A 13,344-nucleotide genomic window follows, 5' to 3' on the forward strand; every position below is an offset into this window, starting at 1 on the left:
GCGGCCCCGCTGGCTGTTATTTAAGCTGAAAGAGAAATGCAACGGTGAATATGGAGATAATCATGACTGATTCAGTATCCAACGATCGTAATCCCACCCCGGATGTGGCGGAAGACAACGCGTTCTTCCCATCCCCTTACTCCCTCAGCCAGTACACCTCGTCCAAAACCGACTTCACGGGCGCCAGCTACCCGAACGCCTATCGCGGCGGCAAGTGGAAGGTGCTGATGATCGCCTCGCAGGAGCGTTACCTGCTGATGCAAAACGGCAAGTTCTTCTCCACCGGCAACCATCCGGTCGAGATGCTGCTGCCGATGTATCACCTGGATCTGGCCGGTTTCGAGATCGACATCGCCACGCCGTCCGGCGATCCGGTGAAGCTGGAGATGTGGGCGTTCCCGCATGAAGATGAAGCAGTCAAGGCCACCTACGAGAAGTACCGCAGCCAGCTCAAGCAGCCGAAAAAGTTGACGGAAGTGGTGAAGGATCTGGATGGCGGCAACTACCTCGGCGTTTTCATTCCCGGCGGCCACGGCGTGCTCAATGATATCCCGTTCAGCGAAGAGGTGAAAAAGACCCTGCACTGGGCGCATGACAACGATCGCTACGTGATTTCACTGTGCCACGGGCCGGCCGGTTTGCTGGCGGCGGGCATCGGCGAGAACAAAGAGGATTTCCTCTATCGTGGCTATGAGATGTGCGTGTTCCCGGACTCGCTCGATACCGGCGCCAACATCGATATCGGCTATATCCCCGGTCCGATGCCCTGGCTGGTGGGCGAACGCCTGCGCGAGCGGGGCGTTAAGATCGTCAACGCCGACATCACCGGCAAGGTGCATAAAGATCGGCGCCTGCTGACCGGCGACAGCCCGCTGGCTTCCAACAACCTCGGCAAACTGGCGGCAGAGACGCTGCTGGCCGACGTCGCCACGCGATGAGCGACGAGATCGCGCAGCGCGCTTTCCAGACGGCGCTGGCGATGGACCACGAGCGAACCCTGTCCGCCATTCAGGGGCGGGTTCGCACCTTTGCCGCGCCGTTCGGCTTCGATCGCTTTGTGCTGTTTTCCGCTTCCGCCACGGCGGAAGCGGGGATCGAGCATATCTATTGGGTCGAAGGCGACTGGTTCGGCGAGGGGGAGGCGGTCGATGCGCTGACCTACGTGCGGCACTGCCCGGTGACTCGGCACATGCTGCGGGCCAGCGAGCCGTTCTTCTGGACCAAGACCCGGGCGCGGCAGGGCGAGCGTTACCGGATTGTGCGCACGCCGCGCGGAGCCGGTCTGCACGGCGTGCAGATCCCGGTGTTCGGCCCTGCCGGCCTGGAGGGCGCCGTCAGCCTGGGGGGCGAGCGCATCGACACCTCGCCGCCGGTGCGGCTGGCGCTGTCGCTCGTGGGTTCGGCGGCCTTTCTGGCGGCGCGGCGGCTGTTCGAACCGGCAGCCGGTGAGGGGGGGAGCCGGCTGTCGGCGCGCGAGCGCGAGGTGTTGAGCTGGACCGCCATCGGCCGGCGGCAGGCGGATATCGCTGCGATGCTCGGCCTGTCTGAACGCACGGTGGAAAACCACCTGCGCCGCATTCGCCAACGCCTTGGCGCCGCCACCACCGCGCAGGCGATCAGCGTGGCGATCCGCCTGGGGGAGATCGCCCCCGAGAGCCGTTAGCCCGCCGCCATTTGCCGCAGCAACCACTCGCGTAGCGCAATGATATCGGGGCGCTGCGCAGTTTCTTCGGTGGCCATCAGATAGTAGTTGGCGCCGGGTAACGCCATCTCGAACGGCGCGGCCAACACGCCGCGCTGCAACAAATCGCGTGCCAGCAGCCGGCTGGCGATCACCCCCCCCTGGCCGGCCACCGCCGCCTGCAGCGCATGGGTTTCGTCGCTGAAGGTCAGCCCGGCTTCCACATTCAACCCTTCCGGCCCGTAGCGCCGCCGCCAGTTTTCCCAGGTCGGCGCGTCGGCGGGCACCTGCCGATGTTCCACGTGAAACAGCGTTACCCGCTGCAAATCCTCGATGCGCTCCAGCGCCAGCGCCGGGCTGGCCACCACGATAAAACGATCCTCATGCAGCAAGGTGCAGTGCAGATCGCTTTCCGGTGTTTCGCGGTAGCGGATGGCGACGTCCACGGTGCGCTGGCTGAGATCGACCCGCTCGACGCTGGTGTGCAGGCGCAGATCGATGGCGGGAAACTCCGCCTTGAAATCGGCCAGGCGCGGCACCAGCCAGTGGGTGAGAAAATTGGAGGTGGTGGTGACGGTCAGCGCCGGTGGCTGCTGGGCGTGGGTGATTTGGGCGACGGACTGCTCCAGCGCGGCGAAGGCGCGCTGGGTGCCGGCATACAGGATCTCGCCGGTCTCGGTCAGGCTGACGCCCTGCGCGCTGCGCTCGCACACCCGGCATTCCAGCACCGACTCCAGCAGCTTGATCTGGTGGCTGACTGCCGTCGCGCTGACGCCCAGCGCTTCGGCGGCATGTTTAAAGCTGCGGCAGCCGGCCACGGCGTGGAAGGCGCGCAGCGCGCCCAGCGGCGGCAAACGGGTTTTTCTCATGGCTGAATTATTCTCATCCAAGGCTGAAAACTATGAGTTTGTCTGAGCGATTATACAAGAGATAGGCTACTGACATGTGAACAGGGAAATGAATTTATTTCATCATTTCCATCATGTTGGGAGTGAACGATGAGCCTTTATATCAACAACGGTGCCCTGGGCGCCATGGCACACACGGGAGCGGCGGCGAGCGCCCTGGCGCTCAGCGTGCCGGCCGCGGCAGGCGCCTTGCTGCTGAAGACCGAAAATCTGCTGGGCATCGGCGCAACGCTGATGCTGCTAACGGCATTGGCGCTGGCGTTTCTCGGCGGCGCCGCGCTGGCCCGCTGGCAGCCGCTGCGGAAGCGGCCTGCGCTGGCTATGCTCCGCTGCGGTTTTTTGCTGGCGGCGGCGGGGTGGCTATTGACGCTGCTGATGCTGTTCGGCGGCCATGATTGGCCGGCCCTGCTGGCGGGCATCGCCCTCGGCGGCCTGGGGCAGGGCGTCGCCTACCGCACGGCAGTGGGGGAGAAAGCGGCGTTCGCCGTGGCGTGCAGGCTGACGACGGTGGTGACTATCGTGGCCGTAGTGATTGCCGCTTCGCTGGTGCAAACCTATGCCGCACCGGGGATAAAGGGAGCCTGTTTCGCGCTGGCGTTGCTGGTCGACCTGGCGTTGCTGGGGGCATTGATGGCGCGGGTTGCGGAGCAGGATGGGGCCTGAGACATTGCGGAGGGATAAAGGCCTGCCTGGGGGCGGGCCTTTTGGTGTTTGTGGGGATTGGTAGGGTTAGCAATCTGACGGCCGGCTTTGTACTAGGAGCAGACATTGATTGTGAATTGAAAGCCGTGGCGATGTGTTTCCATTAACGTAACTTTAGTTAGAATGGCCTCGTTGAAAACGAGAGAACTGGAGTGAAAATGTTTGCTGATTTTGGTGTCGTGAATTTCTGGACGTACCTGCTTGGTGCGACGCTGATAGTCCTTGTGCCAGGCCCTGAAACCCTGTTCGTGATTAAAACGAGCATTACCAGCGGCATTAAGCGAGGCTTTGCTGCAATATTTTCCATCCTCCTGAGCGACGTTATCCTGGTTCTTTTGGCCTGGTGCGGGCTGGCGGCAGTTATCAGCTCAACACCAGCCTTGTTTAACGCCATCAAATACGCAGGTGCTGCTTATCTGTTCTATCTCGGAGTCCAGACGATACGCGCTATCTTTAAGCCAGCGGTCGAAACGAGTGAGGAAAAGAAATCTTCAGCTGATGCTAAGGGGATCATCGGGCGCGGAATGCTGGTTACGCTATTGAATCCAAAGACGCTGCTGTTCTATATCTCTTTCTTCGCCCAGTTCATCAATGTTCAGGCTGAGCACTCCTGGATGGCGTTTATCATTCTTGCTGCAGTGATGTTCGCGATTACTCTCGTTTATTTCGGCTTCCTCGTTTTCTGCGGCTCTTATCTGCTCAGTCGTCTGAAAGGCAACCGTAGGTTATCTGCCACCGGAAACGCGCTGGTAGGTATGTTCTTCATTGGATTTGCAGCACGGCTTGCAAGCGCAACTTCCTAACTGGATAACTAAACCGCCGCGAGGCGGTTTTTTTACGTTCTTTCGCTGGATGGGACGTCCGCTCTTCGTATAGCAGCCCTTAGGATTGAAAGTGCAAAAATACGACCTAACACCATTCTGCACAGTGAAGGCTCGGTCATCGCTAAACGCTCAGATTTTCAATGTTTCAATGACCATTCGCAGAGCGGGGGATACATTGCGATGAGGGTAATAGAGAAACAACCCCTCCATTCGCAGGCTGTAACGCTGTAAAACTCTGATAAGCGCCCCGCGTTCCAGATCATCTGTGACCAGTTCGACAGGAACATAGGCCAGCCCCAAGCCCAGCCGGGCGGCTTCTGCTTCCATATAACTGTCAGATAAGGCCCATTGTCCTTCAGGCCGATGAGTGATTTTTTTATCATCCTGATTGAGTTCCCACTGGTACACGCTGCCGTCGGCAAACTGATAGGCGATACAGGGATGCGTTGTTAAATCCGCCGGGGTTTGCGGAAAACCGTAGCGACGAAAATGCTCAGGGGTACCCACAATGGCCATCTCCATATCGGGCGTAATGCGTACAGCAACCATGCCAGTGCTTACTTCGGGCCCCAGGCGAACGCCCGCATCGAATCTTTCTTCGATAATATCGACGAACCTGCTCTCGTTTATGAGTTCCAGCCTGATATCAGGATAGCGCTGTTTAAATATCGCAAGCTTTGGCAGCAGGCATTTATCAATCGCGTGCTGGCTGGCATTGATACGAACCGTGCCGGAAGGGGTCTCGCGATAATGTGCCAGCGCGGCAAGCCCTAGATCTAGCGTATCAAATCCAGATGCCGTCTTCTGGTAGAGCTGCTCGCCCGCTTGCGTCAGCGACAGTTTACGCGTGGTGCGCACCAGTAGCTGGACACCCAGCCTTTCCTCAAGCTCACGAACGGAACGGCTGACCCCTGATTGAGCAAGCCCCAGCCGTTGAGCCGCCGCGGTAAAACTGCCTTCCCGTACCACCTGCATAAATAGGTGCAACTCGTTGTAGTTCTCCCTTTTCGCCATTGAATAATCCCTCCTGAACGACAGCAAACTCAGCATTAATTTATAACAATATGGTATCAATCTTAGCAGTAATACCCCTCTAATCAGCACTAATTCTGCTCACTATAATGACCCCATCAAAACAAAGCACCGCAGCGTTGTCCGTAGGAAACCTGTATCTCTCTTGTTTTTCATGGGGATTTTTATGAAAACCTTCACCCGAACGCTAAAAACCGCGATGCCGGCCATGCTGTTATTCGCATCATTAAGTGGAGTCACGACAATGAGTTATGCTGATTCAACCAATCCGAACGCCCCTGTATCCATGACAGATAAATGGGATAAAACGTTCGCCGAGAGCCAGAAAGTCGATCATCGTAAAGTCTCGTTCCAGAATCGATATGGCATCACCTTAGTGGGCGATCTTTACCTGCCCAAAGATCGCGGCGATCGCAAGCTGGCGGCGATTGCGGTCAGTGGGCCTTTTGGCGCGGTGAAAGAGCAATCCAGCGGACTGTATGCGCAGACGCTGGCGGAACAAGGGTTTATTACCCTGGCGTTTGATCCCTCTTACACGGGGGAAAGCGGCGGCTATCCGCGAAACGTCGCCTCACCGGATATCAATACGGAAGATTTCAGCGCGGCGGTGGATTTCTTAGGGCTGCAAAAAGAGGTGGACCGCAACCGTATCGGGCTGCTCGGCATTTGCGGCTGGGGTGGCATGGCGTTAAACGACGCCGCGATGGATACCCGCGTTAAAGCAGTGGCAACAAGCGTAATGTACGATATGAGTCGGGCGATGGGCCATGGCGTGGGAGATGGCAAAGACCGTTACTCCACCGCTGACCGTCGTGCCGTTCTGCAGTATCTGAATGAACAGCGCTGGAAGGATGCGGAAAGTGGAACGTTCGCTCACGGCGCTCATGATATTAACGTCGACAGAAATGGCAAGGTCAGCGCGGGTCAGCGCATTCTGCCAGAAACCCTGCCGGCCGATCCGCATCCGGTGCTGAAGGAGTTCTTTGATTACTACCGCATGCCGCGCGGTTTCCACGCGCGTTCCGTTAACTCTACGGGAGCGTGGACGGCAACGATGCCGCTGTCGTTTATGAATATGCCGCTGCTGAGCTACGCCAGTGAAATCATCATCCCGACGCTTATCGTGACCGGCGAGAAAGCGCATTCACGCTATTTTGCCGAAGATGCTTATAAGGCGGTCGGCAGTAAAGACAAAGAGCTGGTGATTGTCCCCGGTGCAAATCATGTGGACTTGTACGATAACGTTGCCGGAAAAATACCTTTCGCTAAGTTCGAACAATTTTTCAAAGCCAATCTGAAATAAACCCTCTACTGACAACATTAAAAGCCACCTGTCTACGCGGTGGCTTTATTCTGACTTTTGTGAAATCTGACTATGTCTATACTTAGCCAAACACCATCACCGAATAATCAGCACGCTCACTGGAGCGGCATTTTTGCCATGACCCTGTGCGTCTTTGTGCTGATTGCATCGGAATTTATGCCCGTCAGCCTGCTTACGCCGATTGCCCGTGATTTAGGCGTGACGGAGGGACTGGCAGGACAGGGGATTGCCATCTCCGGCGCGCTGGCCGTCCTGACCAGCCTGACGCTTTCGGCGCTGGCTGGAAACAGGGATCGCAAGTCCCTGTTACTGGGGATGACGTTTCTGATGGCCGTGTCGGGGCTCGTTATCGCACTGGCCTCCAGTTATCTGGTGTATATGGCCGGTCGCGCGATGATAGGTATTGCGATCGGGGGATTCTGGTCGATGTCTGCGGCAACGGCGATTCGTCTGGTGCCACAACATCAAGTCGCGCGTGCCCTGGCTATTTTCAACGCCGGCAATGCGCTGGCGACGGTAGTGGCAGCCCCGCTGGGGAGCTACCTTGGCACCACTGTCGGATGGCGAGGCGCTTTCTTGTGCCTGGTTCCTATCGCGGTGGTGGCCTTTATCTGGCAGTGCGTTAGTTTGCCTGGTATGAACGGCAATAAAGCTCCTGCATCACGTGGAACCGTACTCCGCCTGTTCGCTCGTCCTGTTGTCTCTCTTGGCATGCTGGCCTGTGGCCTGTTCTTTATGGGGCAGTTTGCGCTATTTACCTATGTGCGCCCATTCCTGGAGACGGTGACGCGTGTTGATTCCTCTGGCTTGTCGTTGATTTTACTGATTATCGGCGTGGCCGGTTTTATTGGCACGCTGGTTGTCTCGGCATGCCTCAACAGGAAATTCTACCTAACGTTGATGGTTATCCCTGGGCTGATGGCCGTCATTGCCGTCGCCCTGATTCTTACTGGGCATCACGTTTGGGCTGTCTCGCTGCTGTTAGGTCTCTGGGGCATGCTGGCCACCGCCGCCCCAACGGGATGGTGGACATGGATTGCCCGCACGCTTCCCGACAATGCGGAAGCCGGAGGCGGACTGATGGTTGCGGTGATTCAGCTCTCGATTGCGCTTGGTTCAACGACAGGAGGCATGGTGTTTGACCATCTCGGCTGGCAGAGCGCCTTTGCCATCAGTAGCATGCTGCTGCTTTGCGCCGGAGTGTTGACGTTTTTCACCTCACGCCAGAAGAGCAGTGCGCCTTAATCCGGCGAAGGCCCGCGCGCCAGAAACGTGGAAAGCGAGATGTCGCTGCGCACAGAGCGTACGCCCTCAAAGCTCTGGATCTCCATCAGGAAATTCTCCAGCGATTCGGTATCGGCGGCGCGTACTTTGATAAAGACGCAACCGTCCCCGGCAAAGGGTCTGCAATTCTTCCACTTCCTTGCTGCTGGTGAACTGCAAAAGGGCGCGCGTTGCTTGATAGTTTAGCTGCTGGTATCGGTCACCAAAAACGTTAGTACTCTATACCTCAAGGTCGCGTTCGCCATACCAAATAAGCCTCAGTGCGATGAAACAAATACCGAGGCAGGCTGCGCGGGCGGAATGGCGAAGTGACGCTGCATGCGTTTTATCTCCTCTGCCGGTGGCAGGCCAAACAGACGTTTGAATTCGCGATTAAATTGCGATGGGCTTTCATAGCCAACGGCGTAACTCGCGGCGGCGGCGGTGATTTGTTGGCGCACCATCAGCATCCGTGCCTGGTGCAGGCGTACCGATTTCACATACTGCATTGGCGGCATCTGCGTTATCGCTTTGAAATGGCTATGAAAGGTCGGCACGCTCATGCCGGCCATCATTGCCAGCTGCGTCAGCGTTAACGGCTCCGCGTAAGCGGCATGGATGTGCTGCAACGCTTTACCGATTTTGCCAAACTGGCCCTGTAAGGCTAGCGCGGCACGCATTGCGTTGCCCTGTGCGCCTGTCAGCACGCGGAAATAGAGTTCACGTACCCGCGCCGGGCCGAGGATCGCCGCCTCAAGCGGGTTAGCCAGGACTTCCAGTAAGCGAAGTACGGCCATTTTTACCGTGTCGTCCATGGGGCTCGACATCATGCTTTGCGGCGCGGCGGGAGGATGCGGGGCGCCATGTTGTTCAATCTGCAACATCAGTTCCGCGGCAAGCTGAAAATCCAGATGCATGTAAATCGCCAGCAGCGGATGTGCTGCCGACGCGTCAGTTTCCATCACAAACGGCACCGGCACCGAAACCGCCAGGTAGTGCTGCTCATCATATAAATAGGTCTGTTGACCGAAATAACCGCGTTTGCTGCCCTGGCAGACAATCACGATCCCCGGATCGTACAGCACCGGCGTTCTGGCAAGCGGGCGATCGGAACGCAAAATTCGCACATCAGGTAGGGCAGTGAGGTTGTATCCCTCTTGCACCGCAAGTCTATTCATCAGGGCAATCATGTCGGACATCCCACCACCTCATAAAATCAGGCAAGAAAAAGAGAAAATACGGCCTAAAAATACGGCAGGGAAGAGAATACCATGCAACCTTCATGGTTCATGGGAGTTCTTTTTATGGCATCTGCAAAAACGATTTTAATTACCGGCGTCAGCAGTGGCTTTGGTCAGGCGCTGGCGCGAGAAGCCCTCGCCGTGGGGCATCGGGTTGTAGGGACGGTGCGCAACAGTGAAGCACTGCAGGCTTTCGGTGCGCTCGATACGCAGCGGGCTTTTGGCTATCTGCTTGATGTCACGGACGTTGAACGTATTGATGAGGTGGTTGGAGAGATAGAGTCTGCCATTGGTCCGATAGATGTGCTGGTGAACAATGCCGGTTACGGCCATGAAGGCATTCTGGAAGAATCCCCGCTTGCAGAGCTGCGCCGCCAGTTTGACGTCAATGTGTTTGGCGCGGTGGCGATGATCAAAGCCGTGCTGCCGGGCATGCGCCAGCGCCGTCGGGGCCACATTATCAATATCACCTCAATGGGCAGTTTCATTACCTTGCCCGGTATCAGCTATTACTGTGGCAGCAAATTTGCACTGGAAGGAATATCAGAAACCTTAAGTAAAGAGCTTGCCCCGTTCAACCTACACGTGACCGCCGTGGCGCCCGGTTCGTTTCGAACGGACTGGGCCGGGCGTTCAATGGTACGCAGCCCTCGCCGTGTCCCTGACTATGACGCGCTATTTGAACCTGTTCGTCAGGCGCGCCAGGAAAAAAGCGGCAAGCAACTCGGCGATCCGATTAAGGCGGCTCATGCCATGCTGGCATTGATCGAGAGCGGGAACCCGCCAACGCATCTGTTGTTAGGCAGTGACGCATTAAGTTTGGTGCGGCAAAAGCTCGAGGCGCTAGGTAAGGAAATTGAACAATGGGAGAAACTCACCCGTTCAACGGATGGCTGAACGGTGTCGGGTAGAGAGTGTGTAGGGGATCACCGATTATGATCCGCCCAACAGCAAAAAGCCCGCTCAGGTTTCCCTGAGCGGGCTTCTCTAAATATGGCTCCTCTGACTGGACTCGAACCAGTGACATACGGATTAACAGTCCGCCGTTCTACCGACTGAACTACAGAGGAATCGTGTGAACGGGGCGAATAATAGCGAGGCGCCGTCGGCATGTCAAAGGCGGATTACACATTCTGTGACTGTTTGCTTACAGAATGCGCAACCCGTTGAGTTTTTTGGCAGATTTAGCCCTCGGGCACCCGCTGCAGGCGCAGCTGATAGCGGTAAACGCCGGCGGTGAGCAGGTAATCCCGGTGCACGCTCGGGCTCCAGGAATCGTCGCCGCCCACCCCCATATGGAAGCCGTCCAGATGCAGCCAGGTGCCTGCTTCCGGCTGCAGCAGATGCTGGTGGCTGCAGGCCATCAGCTGTTGCAGGCCGTAGCGGCTGAGTGAGAAGTGGAAGCGGCCGTCGATGCGCCAGCCGCCGTAGCGCAGGCTGCGGGTGTCGCAGCGCAGGCCGTTCTCGCCGGGGAAAATATACGGCGTGTGCAGATCCGCCAGCGGCAGGCGCCAGCGCCCGTGCTGCGCGGCCAGACGGCGATCCGGGTAGTTCTCGTGCGGGCCCAGGCCCAGCCATTCCGCCTGCGGCTGCACCGTTGCCAGTTGGCAGTGCAGGCCGATGCGCGCCGGCGGCGGCAGGGCGTCGGCCACCTCGACCTCCACGCTCACGTTCACTGCGCCCAGCGCATCGAACAGCCACTGTTTGCGGCTGAGCAGTAAAATCTGCCCGTCCACGCCGAACTGGTGTTCGCTCACCACCTGCACGCCGTTTTGCAGCGCATCCGCCTGCAGCCGCGTGCAGCGCTCCTCCAGCCGGTACAGGCCCGCCAGCTTCCAGCGTTCGACCCAGGCGTTAGGATCGATATGATCCGCTTCGCTGACGCCGATGTCGTTATCGATCGGCGCGCGCGCAAAGCCGTCGCGCAGCGGCGTCAGCAGCTGCGGCTGCTCATTCTGCCACCACTGCGTCAGGTGGCCGCTGCTGCGCTCGAAGCGCCAGCGCTGGTCGCCGTGGGTGAGCGTCAGCCCCTGATCGTCTTCAGTCAGCGTGGGCGGCACGCCCTGCGCCGGCGGCGGCGCGGGATGCAGCGCGCGCGGCACCCGCCACTGATCCCAGGCGCAGCGGTGGTGCGCTTCGGACCAGTCGGTGGCCTGCGGCTGCACCACCTCCACGTTCAGCCACAGCTCGCCGGGCTGATGCAGCATCGGCAGCCGGTCGAGCAGGGTGAAGCGAGTGCTGCCCTGCGGCGGCAGCGCTAGATCGAAGCTGCCGCTGGCGCGCTCCACGCCGTCCAGCTCCAGCCGCCAGTTGAGCTGTTCGTTGTCGGTGTGGCGGAACAGGTAATCGCTGGTGACGGTCAGCGTCAGCGAGGCGGCGTCGAAGGCGAAGCGGAACAGCTGCTGGGCCCGCTGCGCTTCGAACAGTGCCGGGTGTGGGGTACGATCCGCGAACACCAGCCCGTTCAGGCAGAACTGGCGATCGTTAGGGGAGTCGCCGAAGTCGCCGCCGTAGGCCCAGAACTCTTCGCCGCGCTCGTCGCGTTTGATCAGCGCCTGATCGACCCAGTCCCAGACAAAGCCGCCCTGCAGGCGTGGATAGTGGTGGAACGCGCGCCAGTAGCGCTCAAAGCCGCCGAAGCTGTTGCCCATCGCATGGGCGTATTCGCACAGGATCAGCGGGCGCTGTTCCTCCGGCAGGCCGATCCACTTGCCGATCGCCCATTTGGGCACCGCCGGGAACGGCTGATCCTGATCCACTCGCGCATACATCGGGCAGATGATGTCGGTAGCGGCGGTGTCGGCGCCGCCGCCTTCATATTGCACCGGGCGGGTCGGATCCTGGCTTTTCACCCAGCGGTACAGCGCGTCGTGGTTTACGCCGTGGCCGGACTCGTTGCCCAGCGACCAGATAATGATGCAAGGGTGGTTGCGATCGCGTTGCACCATGCGGGTGACGCGCTCGCTCATCGCCGGCAGCCACAGCGGATCGTCAGCCAACCGGTTCATCGGCTGCATGCCGTGGGTCTCGATATTGGCTTCGTCCACCACGTACAGCCCGTAACGGTCGCACAGCCGGTACCACAGCGGGTGATTGGGGTAATGCGAGCAGCGCACCGCGTTGAAGTTGTGCTGCTTCATCAGCAGGATGTCGTGGCGCATCGTCGCCTCGTCCATCACCTGGCCGTGGCGCGGATGATGCTCGTGGCGGTTAACGCCGCGGATCAGCAGCGGCTGTCCGTTGAGCTTCAGCAACCCGCCGCTGATTTCTACCTGACGGAAGCCGACGTCATAGGCCTCCACCTCGATAATCTCCCCCTCGGGCGAGAGCAGGGCGACGGTGGCGCGATACAGCGCGGGCATTTCGGCGCTCCACAGCGCCGGGCGTTCCACCGGCAGGCGCAGCGTGACGCGATCGTCATAGGCGCCGCGCTCGTCCACGATCTCGCTGCCGAGCGGCTGGGTGCGTTCGGCCACCCGCGTGCCGTCGCGCCACAGCTGAACCTGCACCTGCAGCGGGCCGGGCCGGTTGGCGCGCGCCGTCACCACCAGTTCGCCGCGGGTAAAGCTGTCATGCAGCGGCGTGGTGATGCGCACATCGCTCAGGTGCGCGGCGGGTTTGTGCAGCAGGCTGACGTCGCGGAAGATGCCGCTCATGCGCCACATGTCCTGATCTTCCAGATAGCTGCCGTCGCACCAGCGCAGCACCATCACCGCCAGCCGGTTTTCACCCGGCCGCAGCCACGGGCTGAGATCGAACTCCGCCGGCAGGCGGCTGTCCTGCGAATAGCCGACCCAGTGGCCGTTGCACCATAAATAGAACGCCGAGTTGACGCCGTCGAAGATAACGCGCGTCTGGCCGGCGGCCAGCCAGGCCGGATCGACGCTGAAGGTGCGCGAGTAGCAGCCGGTCGGGTTGTCTTCCGGCACGCGCGGCGGATCGACCGGGAACGGGTAGCGCACGTTGGTGTAGATCGGCGCATCGTAGCCGGCGAGCTGCCAGTTGCCCGGCACTGCCAGCGGGGCGGCGTCCGGCAGATCCTGCTGCAGCCAGCCTTCCGGTGCCGCCTCTGGGCGCGGGAAATAGCTGAAGCGCCACTCGCCGTTCAGCGACCGGCGGCTGGCGCTGGGGGCATCGTCGCGCGCGTCTTCCACCGTGCGCCAGCTGGCGAACGGCGGGTGAGCGTCCAGCCGGCGGTAGTGGGGGCAGGCCGGGTTTTGCCAGTCACGGCGGGCGAGGATTTCGGTCAGGGAAGCAAGGGGCGCAGCGGGCATCGGCGATCGTCCTGTCGGCTAGGTGATGCTCACCAAGATGCTGACCGGCGCATAAAAAGTAAAGCGGTTACACGTAACCTTGCAAGGGCGATCAA

The 13,344-nt window shown here is 59.6% G+C and carries 12 protein-coding genes and 1 tRNA gene; 7 read left to right on the plus strand and 6 right to left on the minus strand.

Annotated features, from left to right (window positions below):
• The first annotated feature begins 62 nt into the window (after positions 1–62).
• Both hchA and WA302_RS11390 read left to right on the plus strand, forming a co-directional pair.
• Positions 63–938 (plus strand): glyoxalase III HchA, encoded by an 876-nt coding sequence (hchA, locus tag WA302_RS11385; protein ID WP_016927070.1) that lies wholly within the window; start codon positions 63–65, stop codon positions 936–938.
• Positions 935–1,663 carry a PA1136 family autoinducer-binding transcriptional regulator gene (locus WA302_RS11390; protein WP_049203299.1) on the plus strand — a complete coding sequence of 243 codons (729 nt, stop codon included), beginning with the start codon at positions 935–937 and terminating at the stop codon, positions 1,661–1,663. The genes hchA and WA302_RS11390 overlap by 4 nt, the downstream gene beginning before the upstream one ends.
• On the opposite strand, the gene WA302_RS11395 is transcribed toward WA302_RS11390, so the two are convergent.
• Positions 1,660–2,550, minus strand: a complete 891-nt coding sequence (locus tag WA302_RS11395; protein ID WP_336063917.1) for a LysR substrate-binding domain-containing protein — start codon at positions 2,548–2,550, stop codon at positions 1,660–1,662. The two genes, WA302_RS11390 and WA302_RS11395, sit on opposite strands and share 4 nt — an antisense overlap.
• A 129-nt stretch (positions 2,551–2,679) precedes the next feature.
• Here WA302_RS11395 and WA302_RS11400 point away from each other — a divergent pair, with 129 nt between their 5' ends.
• Together WA302_RS11400 and leuE are read left to right on the plus strand one after the other, a co-directional pair.
• Positions 2,680–3,252 (plus strand): hypothetical protein, encoded by a 573-nt coding sequence (locus tag WA302_RS11400; protein WP_213928257.1) that lies wholly within the window; start codon positions 2,680–2,682, stop codon positions 3,250–3,252.
• A 197-nt stretch (positions 3,253–3,449) separates the two neighbouring features.
• The gene (leuE, locus tag WA302_RS11405) at positions 3,450–4,094 is read left to right on the plus strand and encodes a leucine efflux protein LeuE (RefSeq protein ID WP_016927074.1); all 645 of its coding nucleotides are present in this window, start codon (positions 3,450–3,452) and stop codon (positions 4,092–4,094) included.
• A 150-nt stretch (positions 4,095–4,244) separates the two neighbouring features.
• Here the strand turns inward: leuE and WA302_RS11410 are convergent, their stop codons facing one another.
• Positions 4,245–5,129, minus strand: coding sequence for a LysR family transcriptional regulator (locus WA302_RS11410; RefSeq protein WP_127146088.1), 885 nt, complete (start codon positions 5,127–5,129; stop codon positions 4,245–4,247).
• A 262-nt stretch (positions 5,130–5,391) separates the two neighbouring features.
• Here WA302_RS11410 and WA302_RS11415 point away from each other — a divergent pair, with 262 nt between their 5' ends.
• The gene (locus tag WA302_RS11415; RefSeq protein WP_127146113.1) at positions 5,392–6,450 is read left to right on the plus strand and encodes an alpha/beta hydrolase; all 1,059 of its coding nucleotides are present in this window, start codon (positions 5,392–5,394) and stop codon (positions 6,448–6,450) included.
• Between the two features lie 138 nt (positions 6,451–6,588).
• Positions 6,589–7,716: an MFS transporter gene (locus WA302_RS11420; RefSeq protein ID WP_049295958.1), complete on the plus strand. Its 1,128-nt coding sequence runs from the start codon at positions 6,589–6,591 to the stop codon at positions 7,714–7,716.
• Here the strand turns inward: WA302_RS11420 and WA302_RS11425 are convergent.
• Both WA302_RS11425 and WA302_RS11430 read right to left on the minus strand, forming a co-directional pair.
• Complete coding sequence (locus WA302_RS11425) at positions 7,713–7,934, minus strand: Lrp/AsnC ligand binding domain-containing protein (RefSeq protein ID WP_261117102.1); 222 nt, start codon at positions 7,932–7,934, stop codon at positions 7,713–7,715. The genes WA302_RS11420 and WA302_RS11425 overlap by 4 nt on opposite strands.
• A gap of 78 nt (positions 7,935–8,012) precedes the next feature.
• Positions 8,013–8,933, minus strand: coding sequence for an AraC family transcriptional regulator (locus tag WA302_RS11430; protein ID WP_213928258.1), 921 nt, complete (start codon positions 8,931–8,933; stop codon positions 8,013–8,015).
• A 105-nt stretch (positions 8,934–9,038) separates the two neighbouring features.
• Here WA302_RS11430 and WA302_RS11435 point away from each other — a divergent pair, with 105 nt between their 5' ends.
• Positions 9,039–9,872, plus strand: a complete 834-nt coding sequence (locus WA302_RS11435; RefSeq protein WP_147824226.1) for an oxidoreductase — start codon at positions 9,039–9,041, stop codon at positions 9,870–9,872.
• Positions 9,873–9,969: 97 nt separating this feature from the next.
• Here WA302_RS11435 and WA302_RS11440 read toward each other — a convergent pair.
• Positions 9,970–10,045: transfer RNA gene (locus tag WA302_RS11440), tRNA-Asn, on the minus strand.
• A 114-nt stretch (positions 10,046–10,159) separates the two neighbouring features.
• Positions 10,160–13,249, minus strand: a complete 3,090-nt coding sequence (locus tag WA302_RS11445; RefSeq protein WP_261456498.1) for a beta-galactosidase — start codon at positions 13,247–13,249, stop codon at positions 10,160–10,162.
• Positions 13,250–13,344 lie beyond the last annotated feature (95 nt).

The sequence above is a fragment of the Serratia sp. 201 genome (assembly GCF_037027545.1).
Classification (GTDB): domain Bacteria; phylum Pseudomonadota; class Gammaproteobacteria; order Enterobacterales; family Enterobacteriaceae; genus Serratia; species Serratia bockelmannii.